At 60.7% G+C, this 20907-nt stretch carries 18 protein-coding genes and 1 riboswitch; of the genes, 13 read left to right on the forward strand and 5 right to left on the reverse strand.

Annotated features, from left to right (window positions below; all coding sequences use genetic code 11):
* Positions 1-63 precede the first annotated feature (63 nt).
* Positions 64-1914: a 2-oxoglutarate dehydrogenase, E2 component, dihydrolipoamide succinyltransferase gene (gene sucB / locus CAQUA_RS03690; RefSeq protein WP_196824464.1), complete on the reverse strand. Its 1851-nt coding sequence runs from the start codon at positions 1912-1914 to the stop codon at positions 64-66.
* Between the two features lie 133 nt (positions 1915-2047).
* Between sucB and CAQUA_RS03695 the strand changes: the two genes are divergently transcribed.
* Entirely contained in the window at positions 2048-2443 is a 396-nt protein-coding gene (locus tag CAQUA_RS03695; protein ID WP_196824463.1) for an oxidoreductase, read from the forward strand.
* Positions 2444-2460: 17 nt separating this feature from the next.
* On the opposite strand, the gene CAQUA_RS03700 is transcribed toward CAQUA_RS03695, so the two are convergent.
* Positions 2461-4032, reverse strand: a complete 1572-nt coding sequence (locus tag CAQUA_RS03700; RefSeq protein WP_196824462.1) for a leucyl aminopeptidase — start codon at positions 4030-4032, stop codon at positions 2461-2463.
* Between the two features lie 78 nt (positions 4033-4110).
* Here CAQUA_RS03700 and CAQUA_RS03705 point away from each other — a divergent pair, with 78 nt between their 5' ends.
* Entirely contained in the window at positions 4111-5223 is a 1113-nt protein-coding gene (locus CAQUA_RS03705) for a branched-chain amino acid aminotransferase (protein WP_196824461.1), read from the forward strand.
* Positions 5224-5247: 24 nt separating this feature from the next.
* On the opposite strand, the gene CAQUA_RS03710 is transcribed toward CAQUA_RS03705, so the two are convergent.
* Together CAQUA_RS03710 and CAQUA_RS03715 are read right to left on the reverse strand one after the other, a co-directional pair.
* A complete protein-coding gene (locus CAQUA_RS03710; RefSeq protein WP_196824460.1) occupies positions 5248-6327 on the reverse strand; it encodes a nicotinate-nucleotide--dimethylbenzimidazole phosphoribosyltransferase in 1080 nt (359 codons plus the stop codon).
* Between the two features lie 50 nt (positions 6328-6377).
* Complete coding sequence (locus tag CAQUA_RS03715; RefSeq protein WP_196824459.1) at positions 6378-7076, reverse strand: DUF3043 domain-containing protein; 699 nt, start codon at positions 7074-7076, stop codon at positions 6378-6380.
* A 164-nt stretch (positions 7077-7240) separates the two neighbouring features.
* On the opposite strand from CAQUA_RS03715, the gene CAQUA_RS03720 reads away from it, so the two are divergent.
* Entirely contained in the window at positions 7241-7585 is a 345-nt protein-coding gene (locus CAQUA_RS03720) for a HesB/IscA family protein (RefSeq protein ID WP_196824458.1), read from the forward strand.
* Between the two features lie 10 nt (positions 7586-7595).
* On the opposite strand, the gene asnB is transcribed toward CAQUA_RS03720, so the two are convergent.
* Positions 7596-9557 (reverse strand): asparagine synthase (glutamine-hydrolyzing), encoded by a 1962-nt coding sequence (gene asnB, locus CAQUA_RS03725; RefSeq protein WP_196824457.1) that lies wholly within the window; start codon positions 9555-9557, stop codon positions 7596-7598.
* Between the two features lie 413 nt (positions 9558-9970).
* Between asnB and ctaC the strand changes: the two genes are divergently transcribed.
* From ctaC to CAQUA_RS03775, 10 genes are all read left to right on the forward strand, one after another.
* A complete protein-coding gene (ctaC, locus tag CAQUA_RS03730) occupies positions 9971-11050 on the forward strand; it encodes an aa3-type cytochrome oxidase subunit II (RefSeq protein WP_196824456.1) in 1080 nt (359 codons plus the stop codon).
* A 35-nt stretch (positions 11051-11085) separates the two neighbouring features.
* Entirely contained in the window at positions 11086-11517 is a 432-nt protein-coding gene (ctaF, locus tag CAQUA_RS03735) for an aa3-type cytochrome oxidase subunit IV (protein ID WP_196824455.1), read from the forward strand.
* A gap of 363 nt (positions 11518-11880) precedes the next feature.
* Positions 11881-12516 carry an aa3-type cytochrome oxidase subunit III gene (gene ctaE, locus CAQUA_RS03740; protein WP_376993115.1) on the forward strand — a complete coding sequence of 212 codons (636 nt, stop codon included), beginning with the start codon at positions 11881-11883 and terminating at the stop codon, positions 12514-12516.
* 40 nt (positions 12517-12556) lie between these two features.
* Complete coding sequence (qcrC, locus tag CAQUA_RS03745; RefSeq protein ID WP_196824454.1) at positions 12557-13414, forward strand: cytochrome bc1 complex diheme cytochrome c subunit; 858 nt, start codon at positions 12557-12559, stop codon at positions 13412-13414.
* Positions 13411-14643: a cytochrome bc1 complex Rieske iron-sulfur subunit gene (gene qcrA / locus CAQUA_RS03750; protein WP_196824453.1), complete on the forward strand. Its 1233-nt coding sequence runs from the start codon at positions 13411-13413 to the stop codon at positions 14641-14643. Before qcrC ends, qcrA begins: the two co-directional genes overlap by 4 nt.
* Positions 14643-16265 carry a cytochrome bc1 complex cytochrome b subunit gene (qcrB, locus tag CAQUA_RS03755; protein WP_196824452.1) on the forward strand — a complete coding sequence of 541 codons (1623 nt, stop codon included), beginning with the start codon at positions 14643-14645 and terminating at the stop codon, positions 16263-16265. The genes qcrA and qcrB overlap by 1 nt, the downstream gene beginning before the upstream one ends.
* 386 nt (positions 16266-16651) lie before the next feature.
* Positions 16652-16860: riboswitch (cyclic di-AMP (ydaO/yuaA leader) on the forward strand.
* A gap of 10 nt (positions 16861-16870) precedes the next feature.
* Positions 16871-17509: a C40 family peptidase gene (locus CAQUA_RS03760; protein ID WP_196824451.1), complete on the forward strand. Its 639-nt coding sequence runs from the start codon at positions 16871-16873 to the stop codon at positions 17507-17509.
* A 144-nt stretch (positions 17510-17653) separates the two neighbouring features.
* Positions 17654-18706 carry a C40 family peptidase gene (locus CAQUA_RS03765; protein ID WP_290178725.1) on the forward strand — a complete coding sequence of 351 codons (1053 nt, stop codon included), beginning with the start codon at positions 17654-17656 and terminating at the stop codon, positions 18704-18706.
* Positions 18703-19842, forward strand: a complete 1140-nt coding sequence (locus CAQUA_RS03770; protein ID WP_196825615.1) for a glycosyltransferase family 4 protein — start codon at positions 18703-18705, stop codon at positions 19840-19842. The genes CAQUA_RS03765 and CAQUA_RS03770 overlap by 4 nt, the downstream gene beginning before the upstream one ends.
* An 80-nt stretch (positions 19843-19922) precedes the next feature.
* On the forward strand, positions 19923-20861 hold the full coding sequence (locus CAQUA_RS03775) for an ROK family protein (protein ID WP_196824450.1): 939 nt from the start codon (positions 19923-19925) through the stop codon (positions 20859-20861).
* Positions 20862-20907 lie beyond the last annotated feature (46 nt).

The raw sequence follows: 20907 nt of genomic DNA on the forward strand, positions 1-20907 counted from the left end.
GTTCAACGCTGGCCCACGGCTCTAGAGGAAAGTATGAAGTTGTGCGGTATATGCGGGCCCGGACTAGAGGCCCAAGTCGCCTTCGAAGTCACCGGTGTCAATGCGGTCCTTGATCGTGGTGACAAAACGGCCTGCATCCGCGCCGTCAACCAGCTGGTGGTCGTAGGTCAGCGGGATGTAGCACATCTGGCGGATAGCGATCGAGTCCACGCCGTCGTTGGTGACAACGACCGGGCGCTTCTCAATCGCTGCGGTACCCAGGATGCCCGCCTGCGGCGGCGTGAGGATCGGCGTGTCCAAAAGCGCGCCCTGGGAACCGATGTTGGACACGGTGAACGTTGCACCAGACAGGTCGTCCGGGCGCAGCTTCTTGGTGCGCGCACGCTCTGCCAGGTCCGCGATGCCCTTGGCGATGTCCGCCAGGTTCATGTCCTGAACCTTCTTCAGCACCGGAACGAGCAGACCCATCGGGGTGTCCACTGCGATACCGATGTTGACGTCGGAGTGGTAGGTGATCTCCTTGGTCTCAGGGTTGTAGGACGCGTTGACGTTCGGGTGGGAGACAAGCGCCTCTGCCGCGGCCTTCACAAAGAACGCGAGGAACGTGATGTTCACGCCATGCTTCTCGACGAACGCCGGCTTGACGCGCTTCCGCAGCTCCGCGATCCGGGTGACATCCGTCTCCTGGACGTGGGTGAGCTGTGCCGTGGTCTGCAGGGACTCGACCATCTTCGCTGCCGTGATCTCGCGGATGCGGTTGACCTTCTCGGTGGTACCGATGAGCGACGCCTTCTCCGGGTCAACGGACTTGGTGGACCAGCGTGACTTCGGATCAGAGCTGTCAACCTTCGGTGCAGCCGCAGCGGTCTCACCGGCGTCAGCAGCACCAGCCGGAGCGTTCTTAGCCTCGGCAGCGGCGATGACGTCCTGCTTACGGATGCGGCCGCCCACGCCCGTGCCCTCTACTGTGCTGAGCTCAACGCCGTGCTTGTCGGCGAGCTTGCGCACCAGCGGGGTCACGTACGGCACCTTGCCGGTGTTGACCTCAACCTTGTTGTCGGCCGACTTGCTGCCGGCTGCCTTGTCGTCGGCTGCCTTGGTGTCCGCCGCCGCAGCTTCCGCCTTGCTCTCGGTCGCAGCAGGCGCAGGCTTCTCTTCGGTCTTCTCCGGCTCTGCCTCAGCGGGCGCCTCGTCAGCGGGCGCCTCGTCAGCGGGTTCCTCAGCAGCGTCATCCTCATCAGTGTCGTTGGACGCAGCGGCGGCAGCCTCAGCGTCACCGATGCGGCAGATCACGCCACCGACCTCAATGGTGTCGTCCTCGTCCGCGAGGATCTCCAGCAGCGTGCCTTCAACGGGGGAAGGGATCTCGGTGTCGACCTTGTCCGTGGAGACCTCCAGCAGCGGCTCGTCGACCTCGACCAGATCGCCGACTTCCTTCAGCCAGGTGGTGATGGTGCCCTCGGTCACAGACTCGCCGAGTTCCGGCATTTCAACATCGACGGACTCGCCGCTGCCCTTGGTGTTGGAGGCGGAACCAGAGCCGGATTTCTTCGGCGCGTCAGCTGGGTTCGGGGTAGTGCCGGCTGCGTCCTGCTCGACCTCGTCGGTGTTCGCAGCGTCGACTTCTTCGGAGGCGTCAGCCGCGGAGTCTTCGTCGCCGCCAGCGGGTGCTTCGCCTTCCTCACCGACGATGGCGATGACCTCACCGACCTCTACCGTGTCATCTTCTTCAGCCTTGATCTCCAGGAGAACACCGGCGACAGGCGATGGAACCTCCGTATCAACCTTGTCGGTGGAAACCTCGAGCAACGGCTCGTCGACTTCGACGGTGTCGCCGACTTCTTTCAGCCACGTCGTGATAGTGCCTTCGGTGACTGATTCGCCCAGCTCGGGCATCTCAATTGAGTGAGCCATGATGTGTGTGGTCTCCTGTGATCTTGTGGGACAATCGTGCGTCCCAGCGTACCCGCTTAACCCCAGTTGCGTTCGGTAGATTGTCAGATAGCAACATTCAGTTTCCTGCGGGCGTTCATTAAGATGATCAACCGTGTTTAACCTTTTCGGGTCCCGGAAGAAATCCTCGCCGCTCAAGCCGCCGCGAGGTCCCGGCGATACGCTGCGCCCTGAAGACGCCGCCCACCTCAAGCAGTGGGTCCAGGGCCGCGCCTTTGTTGAGGGGTTCGTCGAGCCCGAGACCGTGGTTAATGAGATGTCGGTCGTGCTTGTCGACGAAAACGGGGAGTACACCCGCCGCCGGATCGGCGGGCCGAAAGGCATTGATGCCGTTGCAAAGCTGCTGGGGATCTCTCTGTATGACGTGGAAGAAACCGGCTACCCCGGCAGGATGCGCAAGCGCATGGAGCAGGAACGCATCCTGCGCAAACGCGAAGAGCAAAAGGAACGCCGCGCCAAGTTCGAGCGCGGCGAAGACCCTAATACTTAAAGAAATTTACGTAAAACTTAGGCCCTCTGCGGGCGCGGATCTGCCCGCAGAACCTCAATCAGGGTCCGTACGGGCACGCCCGTCGCGCGGGCTGGGGTGATTCCGTACGGTGCGCCGGAGTTCCACGCCGGGCTCGCGATGTCGAGGTGCGCCCAGTTGATGCCGTCGGCAACGAAGCGGGAGAGGTAGGTGCCTGCGTATTCCATCCCGCCGTAGCGGTCGCCGCCGATGTTGCGTAGGTCCGCGACCTTGGAGGCGATTTCTTCCTCGTGCTCTTCTAAAAGCGGCATTGCCCAGGCGGGTTCGTCGAGTTCACGGGCGGTGTCAGCAATCCGGTCGCGCAGCTCGTCTGTACCCATCACCGCGAATGTTCGCTTGCCCAGCGCCACCATTTGCGCGCCGGTAAGGGTGGACACCTCAATCAGGTCATCGGGGTTTTCTTCGCTGGCGCGCGCAATCGCGTCGGCAAGCACGAGGCGCCCTTCAGCGTCGGTGTTTAAGACCTCGCTGGTGATGCCGCCGTAGTGGGTGATTACGTCGCCGGGGCGCTGCGCGCTGCCTGACGGCATGTTTTCCGCCAACGCCATCCACGCATCCACGCGCACGGGCAGGTTCAACTGTGCGGCGGCAAGAACTGCTGCACAGACGGCCGCCGATCCGCCCATGTCCATCACCATCTGATCCATCCCGGCGGCCGGTTTGATGGAAATCCCACCGGTGTCAAAGGTGACGCCCTTGCCCACGAGGGCCACGGACCGTTCCGCATCAGCCGGCGCCCACGACAGGTGCACCAACCGCGGCGGCCTGGCGGAACCTTGGCCGACCGCGAGGATGCCGCCGAAACCCTGCTCAGCCAGTGCGCTCTCATCCAAGACCTCGACGGTAAGGCCAGCGCTACGGCCCAAGTCCGCGACGATATCCGCGTAGGAAGCGGGGAAGAGGTAATTGGCTGGCGTGTTCACTAGGTCACGGGCAAGCCCGGTCGCCTGGGCGATCGTCAGCGCCGCGTCAAATTCCTCCTGCTGCTCCTCGGTTCCCAACACGGTCACTTTTGCCGTGGCGTCGACAGCCGGCTCGATGCCTTCGGCCTCGGCGAGTTTCTCGCCCTCTGCCGTCGAGAGTTCTTCCGCGCCTGTGGACTTGAAGCCGTTGTAGACGTACCCGCCGAGTACCAAACCCTCGACGATCGGCCGCACGCCCAGCTCGGCACCGATCACCGCGTGGTCCACGCCCTTTAGCGATCGCGCGGCGGATGCCACTGCTCGCCGCACCGAGGTTTCGCTGAAGCCAGTGCGGGGGTTGGACTCCCCATCGTCGTCAAGCATGCCCAGCCCGAACGCGATGTAGAGGGTCGAATCGACCACAACGCGCGTGATCTCGCCGTGCTTGCCCGTCGCGCCCACCGCGGTGAGCGCTTCAAGCACGCCCTTATCGACGAGGGGGGTCACCGGAATTTCCAGACCCTCATTCTGACCAACGGGGATGAGACGCGCGACCTGCGCGAAACGCTGCGTTGCGTTGGCGGCCTCAAAGTTGACGGTGGGGGTGGTGGAACGGCGGGGGAATAAATCAGTCGTGGGAAAGCTCATGCTGCCAAGGGTACTTGTGCATATCCGGGCGGCTCCTGACGGCGAGAATGTCCGCCACGGTGAGTAAGCTGTATCTCTATGACGGACGCCACTGATTTCACTGTCACTACGAACCCGAACCCAGCGACTGATGCGCAGATCGCGGAGGTTTTAGCTGACCCGAAGTTCGGCAACCACTTCACTGACCACATGGTCTCGATTGACTGGACGGCGGATAAAGGTTGGCACAACGCCCAAGTACGCCCGTATGAGGCACTGTCGTGCGATCCCGCATCGATGGTGTTCCACTACGGCCAAGCCATTTTTGAGGGCCTGAAGGCGTACCGCCACGCGGACGGCTCGATCGTCGCGTTTAGGCCAGAGCAGAACGCACAACGCATGCAGGCCTCCGCGCGCCGACTAGCCATGCCGGAGATCCCAGAAGATCTGTTCATCGAAGCGGTGCGTCAGTTGGTAGACGTAGACCAGCGGTGGGTGCCGGAGGCCGGTGGGGAAGCGTCGCTGTACCTCCGCCCGTTCATGATTGCCACGGAGATTGGCTTGGGCGTGCACCCGGCCAACTCCTACACGTTCTTCGTCATTGCTTCGCCCGCTGGCGCCTACTTCAAGGGCGGCGTGAAACCCGTCAAGGTGTGGGTGAGCGATGAGTACGTGCGCGCCGCGCCGGGCGGTACCGGTGCCGCGAAGTTCGCGGGCAATTACGCTGCGTCCCTGGCTGCGCAGGCAGCAGCAGAAGAACAAGACTGCGACCAGGTTGTGTGGTTGGATGCCGTTGAGCGCCGCTACATCGAAGAGATGGGCGGTATGAACCTGATGTTCGTGTACGGCTCCGAAGGCGGCGAGGTGACCGTGGTGACTCCGCAGCTGTCGGGCTCCTTGCTGCCGGGTATTACCCGCGATTCCCTGCTTCAGGTCGCGCGCGATCTAGGCTATGAGACCAAGGAGCGCCTGATTTCCTACGAGCAGTGGCGCGATGATGTCGCCTCCGGCGCGATGACCGAATCGTTTGCGTGCGGCACCGCTGCCGTGATCACCCCGGTGGGCCACGTCGTGGGCAAGGAGCTGGACTTCACGGTCAACGACAATAAGGCTGGCGATGTCACGATGAAGATGCGTGAGCGGCTTACTGCGATCCAGCGGGGCGAAGCAGCCGATGAGCATGGATGGATCCACGCCCTAGTGACTGCCTAAGCACCCACCGGGGTGGCCGTCCGTTTAGGTGGCGTCGTCGACTTCCCAGCCGGGTTCGTCGCCTGAGACCTCGGCGTGTCCTTCGGCCTCATGAGCCTCCTGCACGCGCATTTCATCGGCGATGAGATCGATCGTTGCAGTGATTGCCGGGAATACTGTTAGCGCGCCCACGCCTTGGCCAGTCGTAATGTCTAGCGCTGCTAGGGGCGTCAGGTCCAAAGCCTGAACGGCAATGGCGTGGCAGGGCTCGGGGCTGAGTTGCCCAGCCATCATCCACTGCTTGGCCCCGGGTGCAAGCCGCTCGGCGATGTAGGCGGCAACGGCGGTGAACGCGCCGTCGATAAGCATGGGCGTGCTACGCACAGCGGCCTGTGCCATGAATGCGGCGGCCGCCACGAAATCTGGGCTGGAAATCGCAGTGAGCACCGCCTCGAGGTCGTTGCGGACATCGCGCACGCGGAACATCGCGTCGCGTACTGCTGCCACCTTGACCTTCCAGACCTCGTCATTAATCCCGCTGCCGCGGCCCACGATCTTCACCGGCTCCGTATAGGCGAAGGTGGCCATGACCGCCGCGGCGACGGTGGTGTTGCCCACGCCCAGGTCGCCAATGATGAAAAAGTCCGCACCGGAATCAATTTCCTGATCCGCGATCCGCACGCCGAGCTGCGCCGCGCGGAGGAAATCCGCATCATCCATCGCGTTATCCACGTCAAAAGGCCGCGTGGCAAGGCTGATCTTGTCCTGCGTGTCCTCGGGCTCGCGGTTGAGCGAAACATCGACCAGCCGTACAGACGAACCGGCGATACGTGCGGCGGTGTTGACGGGAGCAGACCCGGCCTCCATTTCCTCGGCCTGAAGCACGCTCGCCTCCGGCGTGAATGCCGACACACCGCGGGAGGCGATGCCGTGATCGCCCGCGAACACGATCGTGCGGGGGCGCGCGAGACGCTGCGGGATGTGGGTGCCTTGGCAGCCAGCAAGCCACGCGGCAACCTGGGCGAGCCGCCCGTAAGACATCGCCCGTGGGTTGGACACGAGCGACTCTTTCAAGCGAGCTTCAGCAGTGACATCAGGGGCGGGGACTGGTGGGAACTCGATCATGGCCGGACTCTCCTTACACGGTTGAGCGTTGAGCGCGCGTAGTAGCGGTTCTACACCGTCGCGCCGATAGCTACCTGTGGTTTCGGCGTGCGCCAGTTCCGCGGCTGCGTTGCGCGGGAGTAGGCATACATCCCCAGGCTAAAGCCAGTTTCCGTCGTGGAGGGGAACTTTTTGCGCACCGCGTTATTAGCGCGGCGGCCAATGATGAAGGCTTCAGCGAACATGGCGATGATGAACACCAGCGAGCCGATGGACACCGCGTTGGCCAGCATGGGGTTGCGGCTGCCAAAGAACATCAGGATCAGCAGAACAAACGCTGCTGGCATGACGAAGTTGGACAAGAACCTACGGGAATCCACCCAGTCACGGACGTAGCGGCGGACGTCGCCCTGGTCGCGCGCGAGCAGGTAGCGTTCATCGCCCGCGTCCATCTTGGCTTGGATGTCGCGGTTGTATTCGCGGCGCTTTTCGCGTTCGTCCTTCTTATACTGCTTCCACTCTTCCTTGCTCATGGACGCTTTAAGCTCCTTGCGCTTTTGGGCAGCCTGCGGAGTGGACAAGGCATTCTTATCGCGCACAACGCCGCGCTTGACCTCTTGGTCGTGCCGCTTAGGCGTCGGCCGGCCCTTGGGCGGGGTGTAGCCCTTCGGAAGTTTCTTTTCTTCCTTCGGGGTCTCCGGTAGCTCAACCTTGGTGGAGCCGCTCGCGCTGCTCGCAGCAGTTTCGTCTTTCTTCCAGGGAAGTTTCACCCCTCCAGGCTACAAAATGGCGTCCGCTCGCCACGTCCCGGGGGCATGCGCCATGAAAGGCTAACCTAAGTTCCGAAAGTTCTTTGGATAGGATGGAACAACTTCAGCGTCCATGCGTTGAAGACAACTGGAAGCAGAAACCTTAAAAGAGGAGGAATCAACCCATGACCGCACCAGCCTCAACCACCGGCGTGAACCTGACGGACGCGGCGGCTGCCAAGGCAAAGGCGCTCTTGGACCAAGAGGGTCGCAACGACTTGTCGCTGCGTATCGCTGTGCAGCCAGGCGGCTGCGCAGGTCTGCGTTACCAGCTGTACTTCGATGACCGCGATCTTGACGGCGATAAGGCTGACGTGATCGGCGGCGTTCGCCTCGTCGTGGACAAGATGAGCGTGCCGTACCTCATGGGTGCCGTGATTGATTTCGCGGACACCATTGAGCAGCAGGGCTTCACCATCGACAACCCCAACGCGTCTGGTTCCTGCGCCTGCGGCGACTCCTTCAACTAATCGGGGGGAACTAGAGCCTCACTGGGTAATCGCGTTGCGCGATCCCGGGGTCGATGCGGTGTTCCACGAAGATGCCGTGCCACACCATGAAGGCAAGCACCGTCCAGAGACGCCGTGAGTGATCGGAAACGCCGTCGCGGTGCTCTTTCAGCATTTGAAGCACCTCGGGTTTGTTGAAGATCTCATCGGTCTGGGACTCGGTGATGGTGTCCTGAGCCCAGCCGTAGAGCTCGTCGCCGGCCAGCCAGTGGCGCATGGGCACGGGGAAGCCCAGCTTCTTACGGTGAAGCACATGCGGGGGAACAATCTTTTCCATCGCCTTGCGCAGGGCGTACTTGGTCGTGCCGTGCGCAATTTTCAGGTCGTACGGAATGGTCTCAGCGACAGCGAAGACTTCTTTGTCCAAGAACGGCACGCGCAGTTCAAGCGAGTGCGCCATGTTGATCTTGTCGGCCTTGACCAGGATGTCGCCGCGCATCCAGGTGAACAGGTCAAGGTGCTGCATCCGCGCCACCGGATCCATGTCGCGGGACCGCTCGTAAATAGGCGCAGTCACCTCGCGGTGATCCCATTCGGGCTTTGCCCACGGGATGACACGGCGCATCTGGTCAAAGTTAAAGGACCGTGCATTGCCGTAGTAGCGCGCTTCCATCGGCGTGGTACCGCGCTCAAGGAGGGACTTGCCCTTCATGCCCTCGGGCAGAACCGCGCCCAACTTGTTCAGGCCGCGGAGCAGGGGAGCGGGCACCTTCTCAAACGGTGCTAGAGACAGTGGCTCTTTGTAGATCGTGTAACCGCCAAAGAGTTCGTCCGCGCCCTCACCGGAGAGCACCACCTTGACGTGCTTGCGTGCTTCTTGCGCCACGAAGAACAGTGGCACGAGCGAGGGATCAGCGACCGGATCATCCAAGTACCACATGATCTGGGGGATCGCGTTTGCGTATTCCTCCGGCGAGACAATCTTCACGATGTGCTCAACACCGATCGCGGCGGCGGACTCGGCGGCGACATCCACCTCTGAGTAGCCTTCGCGCTCGAAGCCTGTGGTGAACGTCAACAGGTTCGGGTTGTGGCGTTTCGCCAACGTCGCAATGGCAGTGGAGTCAATCCCGCCCGAGAGGAAGGAACCCACGGTCACATCCGCGCGCATGTGCTTAGCGACGGAATCTTCTAGGGCCTCAGCAATCCGGGTAAACAGCGCATCTTCGCTTCCCTTGGGAACGGGTGTGGTGTTGAACTGTGGATTGAAGTAACGCTGCGCGCGAACTTCTTCACCGGGTTTTAGCACTGCATAACAGCCCGACTCGAGGCGACGGATGCCCGCGTGCAGCGACTCAGGCTCGGGCACGTACTGCAGGTCCACGTAGTGTTCGATCGCGCGCTTATCCAGCTCCGTCGATAAGCGAAGTGCCTCAGCCATCTCGAGGATGATCTTCTTCTCCGAAGAGAAAACCGTGCCTGCGTCCGTGGTTGCGTAATACAGCGGCTTGATGCCGAACTGGTCGCGGGCGACAAACATCGTCTTTGTGTGGGAATCCCACACACAGAACGCGAACATGCCGCGGAGGTGATTAACCACGTCGGCGCCCCAGTGGTGGTAGCCGACAACGATCGTCTCTGAATCGCCCGAGGTGTTGAAGGTGTATCCCAGGGACTGCAGTTCCTCGCGGAGCTCCACGTAGTTGTAGATCTCCCCGTTGAACGTCATTGCGTAGCGGGCCTGCGGACCCGACTGCTGTCCGCCAGCGTCTTCGCGGGTTTCAGCTGTGTCGGGGTCCCACATCAAGGGCTGGTGCGAGTGCTCGATGTCGATGATGGCGAGGCGGTTAAAACCAAAGACCGCGTCGGCGTCATGCCATGTTCCGCCGGCATCCGGCCCACGGTGATGCATGCAGGGAAGCGCACGCTCAATCGCTGGTGCGAACGAGGGGGCATCGGAGTTCGCAGCGAGCATTCCAACTAGGCCGCACATATTGGGGCATTCTCCTTTTTGCTTCATCCAGCCGGCATTAAACGCATAATCATTGCGCCAACCGGTAGATAAAGAACGATAGGTTACGTGTTCTCAGACAACAATAGGCAAGCATCATGACGAACTATCACGACAAGGCCGTGTAACGTCGGGCAATTTGTGGTCAGCAGGCGCTCCACCTTTTTCTGTCCCCGTAAGGGGGCCAACTATTGGATGATTATGAAGTCGGTGTGCTGGCCAGCTCTGACTAAAGGGGCCAGATAACCAAAAAGACTGGCTCGATGTTTTATTCTGTCTGTGCTGAGAACTTTCACGCTTCGTGTGTGCTGCCCTCATGCTGGCAGTAAGCTAACAGGGAAGCGTATGGGAATACTCGGTGCGCGTTTTAACTGTTGTAAGGAAGGCGGACGCACGTGGATAAGGCCAAGAAGATCGGTGTCGCTGGGCTACTAGCCCTCAGCGGTTTCGGGCTTGCTGGATGTGAGGTAGAAGCACCGTCGGCTGTCTCGCGACTCTTGGACATGGGATGGCCGGACCCGGTGACCCCGGAAGCACACTCGATGTACAACTTCTGGGTGTGGGTCTGGGTCGCAGCCTGGACTATCGGCATCATCATGTGGGCAATCTTCCTCTACGCGGTCTTCGCGTGGAACGGGAAGCGCCGCGAGAAGCAGGGCAAGGGTGAATTCCCGAAGCAGCTGCAGTACAACGTCCCGCTGGAGCTGGTCCTCACCATCATCCCGATCGTCATCGTGATGAGCTTGTTCTTCTTCACCGTTCAGGCACAGACCAAGGTTGTTGCCCTGGACAAGGACCCGAAGGTCACCGTGGACGTGACCGGTTTCCAGTGGAACTGGAAGTTCGGTTACGCACAGGTTGCCGCGGAGCTGTCCCCGACGGGCTCCGACTACAACGGTGAGGACACCGAGCTGACCAAGCTCATGGCTGAGACCAAGTATGACGATGAGGGAATGAAGAACCCGAACCCGATTCACGGCAAGTCCATGAGTGACGTTTCCTACCTGAACTACAACCAGATTGAGACCCTGGGTTCCACCGAGGAGATCCCGGTTCTGGTTCTGCCGACCGAGACCCCAATCGAGTTCCGCCTCGCATCCAGCGACGTGTCCCACGCCTTCTGGGTTCCGGAGTTCCTCTTCAAGCGCGACGTCTACGCTCATCCGGAGAACAACCAGCAGGAGCCACGCTTCCAGATTGAGCGGATTGAGAAGCCGGGCGCGTACGTCGGCCGCTGTGCTGAAATGTGCGGTACCTACCACGCGATGATGAACTTTGAGGTTCGCGCGGTGACCCCGGATCAGTTCCGCGAGTACATGAAGTTCCGCAACGACAACCCGGATGCGCCGAACTCTGAAGCTCTCCGCCACATCGGCGAGGCGCCGTACGCAACCACGACTTACCCGTTCAACTCGGACCGCACCGGTACCCGCGCTGGTAACCCCGGCGTGGACACCAACGAGTTCGCCAACTAACCCGATCGAAGAATCAAGAGAGTAAGGCTTACACCATGGGAATCGGATCTAAAGTCTTTTACGGTATCGGCACGTTCCTTATCGTCATGGCGGTGTTCTACGCATTTGCCACGAACTTCGTCGCGGATGACGCATACCAGTTTGGCTACGAGTGGGCCGGTGGCGTGGGCCTGATCCTGGCTACTGCGTTCTCCTTCATGATGGGTGGCTACCTCCACTTCACGGAATCCCGCACGGACGTTCTGCCTGAGGACTGGGAAGAGGCCGAAGTTGAAGACGGCGCAGGCGTGCTGGGCTTCTTCTCCCCGAGCTCCATCTGGCCGCTGGCCATGACCGGTGCGATTGTCCTGATGGCCTTCGGCATCGCCTTCTGGCAGCTCTGGCTCTTGGCCGTGGGTGCAGTCCTTCTGATCTGGGCAACCACCATGCTCAACCTTCAGTACGGAATCCCGAAGGAAAAGCACTAGACGTTAGCGCAGTATCTAGGCCTCACACCGAAAGGTGGGGGCCTTTTTTCATGCCCGCAGCACGGATCCGCGGGAGTTTTTCGGCTTCCTCTTCCGGGTTAATTTTCGCCAGAGCTTTTCGCCGCAGTCTTCCGCCGTAGTCTTTCGCCTTAATCTTTCGCCATAATCTTTTGGTTGACTAGTCTGGGGTCAAACAAAAGTTCGTTACCAGCCCCCTGGGAATAGTCGGTTTTGTGAAACGCGTCACATGTGGGAACTAATCTTCCCTCATATGCCGTGATATGCGGGGTGGAAGGATCTTTCAGGCAAAACGCGGCCTGAAACAAGCTGACTTTCAGCCGAAAACACGGGATACTAATACGCGTGACGACTGCAATTTCTAACCCCAACCCAGGCGCCGACGCGTTCAGGGCGGGCCACGAACGTCTTCCCGCGCTCAACCGGCCAAACATGGTCAGCGTGGGCACGATCGCGTTCCTGGCTCAGGAGCTCATGTTCTTTGCTGGCTTGTTCGCGATGTACTTCACGTCTCGCGCTAACGGTATGTCGGCAGGGGACTGGGACAGCCAGACCGCCCACCTCAACGTTGCCTTCGGCGTAATCATTACCCTCGTGCTGCTGACCTCCTCCGTAACGTCGCAGCTTGGTGTCTTCGCTGCAGAAAAGGGCGACGTGTTCGGGCTGCGCAAGTGGTTCGCTGTCACGATCGGCCTCGGCGTGGTCTTCCTTGGACTCGTTGCATACGAGTGGACGGAAATGGTCATGCACGGCGTGACGATCCAGTCGAGCGTGTACGGCTCGGTGTTCTACATCATCACCGGCTTCCACATGGCTCACGTCACTGCCGGCATCATCGCCTTCGTTGTGGTGTTGCTGCGCATTGCCAAGTCCAAGTTCACCCCGGCGCAGGCAACTGCCGCAATGGTGACCTCGTACTACTGGCACTTCGTTGACGTTGTCTGGATCGGCGTGTTCACCACGCTGTACCTGGTCCAGTAGGAATCAGACGTAAGCACCGATTTTCGCAAAAGGGAAAAAGATGAAACAAACGCAGAATAAAGGGCGAAGGGCACGCAAGATGCGCCGCTCCCTTGCTGGGGCGCTGGCCTTGCTCTTCGCACTCTCCGGTGCCGGTCTTCTCGCGACTGCTCTGACACCTGACGCTCAGGTGGCTACCGCGCAGCGCGATGACCAAGCGCTGATTCAAACGGGTAAGACCCTCTACGACAAGGCCTGTGTCACCTGCCACGGTGCGAACCTTCAGGGTGTGAAGGACCGCGGTCCGTCCCTGATTGGTACAGGCGAGGGTGCCGTGTACTTCCAGGTTCACTCTGGCCGTATGCCGATGATGTCTAACGATGCTCAGGCGGAGCGTAAGAAGCCGCGCTACACCGAGGCTCAGTCGCTGGCTCTCGCTGCATACGTTGCCGCTAACGGTGGTGGCCCGGACTTGGTCCGCAACGAGGACGGCACTTTGGCTATGGAGAACCTCCGCGGTAAGAACTACGAGAACAACGGCAACAAGATTGACCCGGCCGACGTGGCCCGTGGTTCCGAGCTGTTCCGTTTGAACTGCGCATCCTGCCACAACTTCACCGGTCGTGGTGGCGCGCTGTCTTCCGGTAAGTACGCACCGGTTCTGGACCCTGCGAACGAGCAGGAGATCTACCAGGCGATGCTGACCGGCCCGCAGAACATGCCTAAGTTCTCTGACCGCCAGCTGACTGCGGAAGAGAAGAAGGACATCATCGCCTTCATCAAGTCGTCTAAGGAGACCCCGAGCCCGTCCGGTTACGCACTGGGTGGCCTTGGCCCGGTTTCTGAAGGTTTGGCAATGTGGATCTTCGGCGTCACGATGATCGCTTGCGCCGCTATGTGGATTGGATCGCGTCAATGAGTAATGAAGTAAAGAAGACATACACTGACGCCGAGCTGGACAAGATGAGCAATGCCGAGCTGGCTGCTCTGGGTACCGAGCTCGATGACGTTACGGTTGCATACCGTAAAGAGCGCTTCCCGCTAGAGAACGATCCGCAGGAAAAGCGCGCTGCTGCTGGAATCAACACTTGGCTAGCTATCTCGCTGCTCGCGGGAATCGCATTCCTGGGCATCTACATCTTCTGGCCATGGCAGCCGAAGTTCCACGGCGATGAGGGCCTGTGGATCTTCTCCCTCTACACTCCGCTGCTCGGTCTGACGTCGGGCCTTGCCTTCATCGCCCTGGGTGTCGCGATCGTCCAGTACGTGAAGAAGTTCATCCCCGAGGAGATTTCGGTTCAGCGTCGTCACGACGGTCGCTCCTCGGAGCTGGACCGCCGCACCACGACCGCACTGCTGAACGACGCGTGGGAGACGTCCACCTTCGGTCGTCGTAAAGCCATGCAGGGCCTTCTCGGCGGCGCGGGTCTCTTCGCCGGCCTGATGCTGATTGCCCCGATGGGTGGTCTGATCAAGAACCCGTGGAAGCCGCGCCACGCAATGGACTACCACGGCGACGGCACCCTGTGGACGCAGGGCTGGTCCATGCTTCGCGACAACCCGGGCCTGAAGATTTACCTGGGCCGCGACACCGGTGCGGTTGCTGAGGCTCACACGAATGAGCGTGGCGCTAAGCACTACACGACCCAGGGCGTGTCGCGCCTCGTGCGTATGCGTCCAGAGGACTTGGCTGCGGCGTCGATGGAGACGATCTTCCCGCTGCTGGAAGAGGACGTCAACGACGGCGACAAGTACGACCCGACGCGCGATGTCTACGAGGAGCACATGCACTCGCTGCACGGTCCGCGTAACCCTGTCATGCTGATCCGCCTACGTTCGCAGGATGCAGCGCGCGCTACCGAGCGCCAGGGTCAAGAGGACTTCCACTACGGCGACTTCTACGCCTACTCGAAGATCTGCACGCACATCGGCTGCCCGACGTCTTTGTACGAAGCGCAGACGAACCGCATCCTGTGCCCGTGCCACCAGTCGCAGTTTGACGCACTGGCTTACGGGCGCCCCGTGTTCGGTCCGGCTGCACGCGCTCTGCCGCAGCTGCCGATCACGGTCGACGAAGAAGGTTATCTCATTGCCAAGGGCGACTTCATCGAGCCCGTTGGCCCGGCATTCTGGGAGCGTAAGTCCTAATGAGCACAAAGCTGGCTAAAGCCGCCGATAACGCAGATTCACGCTTTACCGTTGCGGGCGTTCTTCGCCCTCAGCTCAACAAAGTTTTCCCCACTCACTGGTCCTTCATGCTGGGTGAGATGGCGCTGTACAGCTTCATCATCCTGCTTCTGACCGGTGTGTACTTGGCACTGTTCTTCGATCCTTCCATCACGAAGGTGATCTACGACGGTGCGTACCTTCCGCTGAACGGTGTGGAGATGTCCCGTGCGTACGCAACGGCTCTTGACATCTCCTTCGATGTTCGCGGTGGTCTCTTCGTCCGTCAGATGCACCACTGGGCTGCGCTCATGTTCATGATGGCGATGTTCTGCCACATGCTGCGCATCTTCTTCACCGGTGCGTTCCGCCGTCCGCGTGAAGCCAACTGGATCATTGGTGTGGTCCTTATCCTCCTGGGTATGGCTGAGGGCTTCCTCGGTTACTCCCTCCCGGATGACCTTCTGTCCGGTGTTGGTCTGCGCATTATGTCCGCCATCATCGTTGGCCTCCCGATCATTGGTACCTGGTTGCACTGGGCAATCTTCGGCGGCGACTTCCCGTCGGACCTCATGCTGGACCGTTTCTACATCCTGCACGTGCTGATCCTGCCGGGCATCATCCTCGCTCTGATCGCAGCACACCTCCTGCTCGTCTGGTTCCAAAAGCACACGCAGTTCCCTGGCCCTGGCCGCACGGAGAACAACGTTGTGGGTATCCGCATCCTTCCGGTCTTCGCTATCAAGGCGATTGGCTTCGGCATGCTGGTCTTCGGTGTCCTGGCGCTCATGGCTGGTGTCACCACCATTAACGCGATCTGGAACCTGGGCCCCTACAACCCGTCGCAGGTCTCCGCTGGTTCCCAGCCGGACGTCTACATGCTGTGGACAGATGGTGCTGCTCGTGTCATGCCGGCATGGGAGCTCTACTTGGGCAACTACACGATCCCGGGTGTGTTCTGGGTTGCGCTGCTGGCTGGCGCCATGGTCGTGGTTCTGCTGTCGTACCCCTTCATTGAGAAGGCCACCACGGGCGATGACGCGCACCACAACCTGCTGCAGCGCCCGCGCGACGTTCCGGTTCGTACCGGTATCGGCGTCATGGGTCTGGTCTTCTTCCTCCTGCTGACGCTGTCCGGTGGTAACGACTTGTTCGCGTACCACTTCCAGATCTCCCTGAACGCGATGACCTGGGTGGGCCGTATCGGTCTGATTATCCTCCCGCCGCTGGCGTACTTCATCACGTACCGCATCTGCGTTGGCCTGCAGCGCTCCGACCGTGAGGTCCTGGAGCACGGTCTGGAGACCGGTGTGATTAAGAAGCTGCCTAACGGTGCGTTCGTCGAGGTTCACCAGCCGCTTGGCCCGGTGGACGAGCACGGTCACCAGATCCCGCTTGAGTACGCTGGTGCTCCGGTTCCGAAGCAGCTGAACCAGCTTGGTTACGCTGACTCCGAGACCTCTGGTTGGTTCTCCCCGGATGACAGGGAGATCACGCGCAAGCGCAACGAGATCGCCCGCCAGAACCACCACGAGGAGATCGAGACGCTGCGTACCCTCGAGGCCGAGAAGGACTCGACCGACCGCGACGCTGGCACGCGATAGTAATCGCTGCAAAGCCGGCTGCCTAGCCGCGTGAGAGCGATTCACTAAAACACAGAACTTAAGGCCCTTCCCGCAACGGGGAGGGCCTTAAACTTTGTCACGAAAGAGTAACAAACACGGCGTGTGATCAGCATCACACAAAGAAATTATAGGTTGCACGGCACATTTCTGCTTTCCCGAGAAAATATGCCGTGTGGCATATAGATGCAGGTAGACGCGATTTAATCTTTGTATTGAAGCATCTCGTTCGGTGGATCCGCGAGGCGAAATTGGGGTTATGTGCCGCGGAATCCAATATTACGGAGAGATAACGGGCGCGTCGTTGGACAAACTTCGTAGCTATTTCGTAACCTGATTGAGACCTTGCCGCGAAGGCACGTCCGAACAAACATATAAAGCCGAGTCTTTTGCCTTTATGTAGCGCCGCAAAATGCGGGCGGGGGCGAAAGAGCCGGGGAACCACCTAGATCAATACTTGATCGAATCCTTGGGGTGTGTGCACAGGCGAAGGGCGCTTATAGCGTAGTAGCCGTGCAGGGCAATGTCCTGGAGCCTAACCCGTCAGCTAACCCGGTAGGTGAATAGGAAGATATGGAGTTTCTCTAGTGGCTAAACACCGCCGCCAAACCACGTCCGTTTCCAAGCGTGGAGTTGCAACCGCTGCTGCCGTCGTCGCAGGTGCATCCCTCGTAACCCCCGCTATGGCGGGTGCAGCCGAGGTTCGTGTTCCTAACACGACCCTGCGCGCTGAGATCCCTGGCATTGAGAACGTGCCGGGCATTGAGAACGTCCCGAACATCCACGAGTGGGTTCCGGCAGTTTCTAAGAAGGCTGCTCCTGCTCCGTACAAGGCTGCGGCTCCTGCTCCGGCCCGGGCTGCAGCTCCTGCTCCGGCTCAATCCAAGGGCGACCGGATCGTGTCCATCGCTCGCTCCAAGATCGGCGCTCCGTACGTCTACGGCGCTGCTGGCCCGAACCAGTTCGACTGCTCCGGCTTCACCTCGTGGGTGTACAAGCAGGCTGGCATCAGCATCCCGCGTACCTCCGGCGCTCAGGCTTCCGCTGGCAAAAAGGTGCCGCTGAACGCTCTGCAGCCGGGTGACATCATCGTCTACTACTCCGGTGCTTCCCACGTTGCTATCTACGCTGGCAACGGCAAGATCATTGACGCACTGAACTCCGGCACCCCGGTTGGCTACCGCCCGCTGAACATGATGCCGATTCACTCTGCGGTTCGTTTCTAGGACGTACTTCGCGCTTTAACAGGTCGCGGTCGCGCCCCGAAAAGGGAGCAGCGGCCGCGATTTTTGCGTGCTGATCTGTTTGACCAAAACCGTTTTAGCGAATAACTTTGTATCGTATTTGTGTGTTTCCAAAGTGAGGTTTCCGTGCGCCGTACACAGGGGTTTTTCTTCGGCCGTAGGTCTTCTTCCGTATCTCTCGTAGCAGCGGCGTGTCTTTCCGTAGGCCTCGGAGGCGCTTCGGTTATCGGCTGCGCCGGCATCGCTGGTGCTGATGACGTGGACACCATGATGAAGCAGATGGAAGAGCTGTCCCACACGGCGACTGCCAAGTCAGAGGAGATCAAAGAACTTGAAGGCAAGATCGGGGATGCTAAGTCCCAGATCGCGAAGCTGAACAAGGAAGCCAAGGCAGCGCAGAAGGACGCGGCTTTGGCGCTGGGTCGCCGCGATGACTACCAGGTTGACGTCGATCGCATCGCGCAGACTCGCTACCGCAACACCCAAAATGATGCCGTGATCGCCTCTTTCGATTCCGGCAACCCGCAGGAGGTCATTGACCGTGCGGCTTATCTTGGCTCCATTTCGCGTTCCTCGGAGCGCACGCTAGACGGCCTTCAAAAAACCACCCGAGAGGCTGCCAACCGGGCGACGGACGCAGACATGGCTCTGGCGGTCGCGAACTACCGCACGGTAGAGCTTGAGGCCAACCGTGACCGCCTGAAGCGCGAGCAGAAGGATTTGGATAAGAGGATCGCGGCGCTGGAAGAGCGAGTGGATTCGCTCTCACCTGAGCAGCGGGCCCGTTGGGAGAGGAAGAACGGCCCGGTTGATGGGGCGCGTATCCCTCCTTCGGCGCACGGTAACGCCGCGGTGTCCGCGGCGATGTCGAAGCTGGGCTCCCCGTACGGTTGGGGTGCTACGGGACCGAACGAGTTTGACTGCTCGGGTCTGATGGTGTGGGCGTACGCGCAGCAGGGCAAGACCATTCCGCGTACGTCACAGGCACAGCTGTCGGGCGGCACGCCCGTTTCGCTGAATGATCTCCAACCCGGCGACATCATTGGCTACTACCCGGGTGTGACTCACGTGGGTATGTACATCGGCGACGGCAAGCTGGTCCATGCTTCGGATTACGGCATCCCAGTTCAGGTCGTGCCGTATGACTCCATGCCTATTCAGGGAGCGGTCCGCTTCTGACCACGCTTTTAGTCACGAATGATTTCCCGCCGACGATCGGCGGGATTCAGTCGTATCTGCGCCGTTTTCTCGATGAGGTCCTCGCGCGTCGAGGTCCGGGCAGCGTGGTAGTTTTCGCGTCGACGCAAGACGAGCGCGAGGCTTTGCTTTACGACGACTCCTTGCCGTGCGTTATCCACCGCTGGCCGCGCCGGGTGATGCTTCCCACCCCGGCCACTCAGCGCGAAATGGCACGGTTGATTCGTGAGCACAACGTCGACACGGTTTGGTTTGGGGCAGCTGCCCCGCTGGCACTCATGGCTCCCGCTGCCAGGCGCGCCGGCGCGCAAAGGATCATCGCGTCGACGCACGGACACGAGGTGGGCTGGTCCATGATCCCGGGTGCGCGCCATGCGCTTCGTGCGATCGGCAACCACGCTGATGTGATCACGTATGTGTCCGAATACGCTCGCGGTCGATTCCAGCGGGCTTTTGGGGACCACCCAGAGTTCGTGGCGCTGCCCTCAGGTGTTGACACCGAGTTCTTCCGTCCAGCGACTACGGCTCAGAGGCAAGCAACACGGGCTCGGCTAGGTGTCGGGGACGCTCCGCTGATCGTGTGCGTTTCGCGCCTTGTCGCGCGCAAGGGCCAGGATCAGCTCATTCGCGCGCTGCCCCTCATTAAGAAAAATGTCCCTGACGCAACCCTGGTGATAGTGGGGGAGGGGTCCTACCGCAGCAGGTTGGAGAGGTTGGTCACTCAGCTTGATTCCCGGTATCACGAGTCGGTGGTGTTCACCGGCCGCGTGGACGCTACGCTCATGCGCGATATTTACGCGGCGGCTGATGTCGCGGCGATCCCCGTGCGCACGCGCGGCGGAGGTCTGGATGTCGAGGGGTTGGGGATCGTCTTCTTGGAGGCCCAAGCGTGCGGTGTACCCGTTGTCGCCGGCAATTCGGGCGGCGCTCCAGAGGCGGTGGGGCCCAACAGCGGGCTCGTCGTCGACGGCCGCTCGATCGACGAGGTGGCCTCCACAATTACGCAGGTGCTTATCGACGACTCCTTGCGCGCGAGCATGGCATCCAACGGCCCTGCGTTCGTAGCGCGCGACTTCTCCTGGGATGTTCTGGGCGCACGGCTAGCTGGTCTGCTGTAGATGCCCAACCGGTTTGAAACGCGTCATGGACTCCCGCAGTCTTTCGGGCTTGGGCAGAAAAGAAAGTATGCTCTGTTTTTATGTCTCTAACCATCGGCTTCGATATCGGCGGCTCCAACACGCGCGCTGGTGTTGTGGATGACCGGGGCACGATCCTCGCGTCGGTCGCTGCGCCTACTCCGCACGATGCGGAAAGCCTCGAGGAAGCGATCGTCGGACTCGTGGATATGCTCCGGAAAGACTATGAGGTCAGCGCAGTCGGTATGGCGGTAGCGGGGTTCCTCGATCCCGAATGCGAAGTCGTGCGGTTCGCCCCGCACTTGCCGTGGCGCGACAACGTACCGGTGAGGGCCCGGTTATCCGAAGCCTTGGGGCTGCCAGTCCGCCTCGAGCACGATGCGAACTCCGCGGCGTGGGGTGAGTACCGATTCGGTGCGGCCAAAGACGCGGACGTGTGGGTCTTCTTCGCAGTGGGAACCGGGATCGGCGCAACCATCATGCAGCACGGAGAGATCTTCCGTGGCTCCTTTGGTACCGCCCCAGAATTCGGTCACATCACGGTGGTGCCCAACGGACGCGCATGTTCCTGTGGCAAGCAAGGCTGCCTGGAACGGTATGCCTCCGGCACCGCACTAGTGGACACCGCCGTGGAAATCGCCGCCGGGGGCGGATTCAAGTCGTGCGAGTTGTACCGGTTGGCCGTCGATAAGCGTGCGAGCGGCGCTGATGTCGTGGAAGCTGCGCGCGGTGGTGACGCACTGGGAGTGGCCGCGATTGAAAATTTTGCGCAATGGCTGGGGCAGGGACTGTCGATTGTGTGCGACATCGTGGATCCGGAATTGATTGTTTTAGGTGGTGGGGTGAGCCGTGATGCGGAGCTGTACCTCGATAGCGCACGCGATGTGATGCACCACAACATCGTGGGTTCCGGCTACCGCCCGCTGCCGCGGTTGATCAGAGCTGAGCTTGGGCCGCAGGCGGGTATGATAGGCGTGGCTGATCTGGCGCGCAGGCTGTAGCGGGCGCGTCCGATCGACGGCGAAACAAATCTGCTCTCGGAGGGTT

Source organism: Corynebacterium aquatimens (assembly GCF_030408395.1).
Lineage (GTDB): Bacteria > Actinomycetota > Actinomycetes > Mycobacteriales > Mycobacteriaceae > Corynebacterium > Corynebacterium aquatimens.

What these genes read in the sequence shown, in the direction of transcription:
- sucB (WP_196824464.1), bottom strand. Translation starts at nt 1,914, where the DNA reads ATGGCTCACTCAATTGAGATGCCCGAGCTGGGCGAATCAGTCACCGAA.
- CAQUA_RS03700 (WP_196824462.1), bottom strand. Translation starts at nt 4,032, where the DNA reads ATGAGCTTTCCCACGACTGATTTATTCCCCCGCCGTTCCACCACCCCC.
- CAQUA_RS03705 (WP_196824461.1), top strand. Translation starts at nt 4,111, where the DNA reads ATGACGGACGCCACTGATTTCACTGTCACTACGAACCCGAACCCAGCG.
- CAQUA_RS03710 (WP_196824460.1), bottom strand. Translation starts at nt 6,327, where the DNA reads ATGATCGAGTTCCCACCAGTCCCCGCCCCTGATGTCACTGCTGAAGCT.
- CAQUA_RS03720 (WP_196824458.1), top strand. Translation starts at nt 7,241, where the DNA reads ATGACCGCACCAGCCTCAACCACCGGCGTGAACCTGACGGACGCGGCG.
- asnB (WP_196824457.1), bottom strand. Translation starts at nt 9,557, where the DNA reads ATGTGCGGCCTAGTTGGAATGCTCGCTGCGAACTCCGATGCCCCCTCG.
- ctaF (WP_196824455.1), top strand. Translation starts at nt 11,086, where the DNA reads ATGGGAATCGGATCTAAAGTCTTTTACGGTATCGGCACGTTCCTTATC.
- qcrC (WP_196824454.1), top strand. Translation starts at nt 12,557, where the DNA reads ATGAAACAAACGCAGAATAAAGGGCGAAGGGCACGCAAGATGCGCCGC.
- qcrA (WP_196824453.1), top strand. Translation starts at nt 13,411, where the DNA reads ATGAGTAATGAAGTAAAGAAGACATACACTGACGCCGAGCTGGACAAG.
- qcrB (WP_196824452.1), top strand. Translation starts at nt 14,643, where the DNA reads ATGAGCACAAAGCTGGCTAAAGCCGCCGATAACGCAGATTCACGCTTT.
- CAQUA_RS03775 (WP_196824450.1), top strand. Translation starts at nt 19,923, where the DNA reads ATGTCTCTAACCATCGGCTTCGATATCGGCGGCTCCAACACGCGCGCT.